Raw genomic sequence first — 1,099 nt, 5'->3', positions numbered from 1 at the left:
TTGATTGGGCGTAATGGCTGTTGTGCAGCCAGCTCCTGACAGTTCAATATCAGAAGTGATCTGCACCAATCTCGACTATGCTCAATACTCGTGTGGGCTCTGTTGCAAAAATCGTGAAGCTTGAGCATGCTTGGCGGAGATTGGACGGACGGAACGATGACGGATTTCAAGTGGCGCCATTTCCAGGGTGATGTGATCCTGTGGGCGGTGCGCTGGTATTGTCGCTATCCGATCAGCTATCGCGACCTTGAGGAAATGCTGGCGGAACGCGGCATTTCGGTCGACCATACGACGATCTATCGCTGGGTCCAGTGCTACGCCCCGGAGATGGAGAAGCGGCTGCGCTGGTTCTGGCGGCGTGGCTTTGATCCGAGCTGGCGCCTGGATGAAACCTACGTCAAGGTGCGGGGCAAGTGGACCTACCTGTACCGGGCAGTCGACAAGCGGGGCGACACGATCGATTTCTACCTGTCGCCGACCCGCAGCGCCAAGGCAGCGAAGCGGTTCCTGGGCAAGGCCCTGCGAGGCCTGAAGCACTGGGAAAAGCCTGCCACGCTCAATACCGACAAAGCGCCGAGCTATGGTGCAGCGATCACCGAATTGAAGCGCGAAGGAAAGCTGGACCGGGAGACGGCCCACCGGCAGGTGAAGTATCTCAATAACGTGATCGAGGCCGATCACGGAAAGCTCAAGATACTGATCAAGCCGGTGCGCGGTTTCAAATCGATCCCCACGGCCTATGCCACGATCAAGGGATTCGAAGTCATGCGAGCCCTGCGCAAAGGACAGGCTCGCCCCTGGTGCCTGCAGCCCGGCATCAGGGGCGAGGTGCGCCTTGTGGAGAGAGCTTTTGGCATTGGGCCCTCGGCGCTGACGGAGGCCATGGGCATGCTCAACCACCATTTCGCAGCAGCCGCCTGATCGGCGCAGAGCGACAGCCTACCTCTGACTGCCGCCAATCTTTGCAACAGAGCCTCCGTCGCCATGCTCACCTCGCTTTGGTGCACACGAGTATTGAGCATAGTCGAGATTGGTGCAGATCACTTCTGATATTGAACTGTCAGGAGCTGGCTGCACAACAGCCATTACGCCCAATCAA

1 protein-coding gene is annotated in these 1,099 nt (G+C 58.3%); it reads left to right on the top strand.

Going from position 1 to position 1,099, the window contains the following annotated elements; all coding sequences use genetic code 11:
• The first annotated feature begins 156 nt into the window (after positions 1-156).
• Positions 157-921 (top strand): IS6-like element IS6100 family transposase, encoded by a 765-nt coding sequence (locus HMPREF1224_RS43885; protein WP_001389365.1) that lies wholly within the window; start codon positions 157-159, stop codon positions 919-921.
• Positions 922-1,099 lie beyond the last annotated feature (178 nt).

It is taken from the genome of Pseudomonas sp. P179, from assembly GCF_000478485.2.
GTDB lineage: Bacteria > Pseudomonadota > Gammaproteobacteria > Pseudomonadales > Pseudomonadaceae > Pseudomonas > Pseudomonas aeruginosa.
Note: the sequence above shows the minus strand (reverse complement) of the source record. Positions and strands in the feature narration are given on the sequence as shown.

Bases quoted from the DNA above. Each gene is read 5' to 3' on its own strand.
- HMPREF1224_RS43885 (WP_001389365.1), top strand. From the start codon at position 157: ATGACGGATTTCAAGTGGCGCCATTTCCAGGGTGATGTGATCCTGTGG.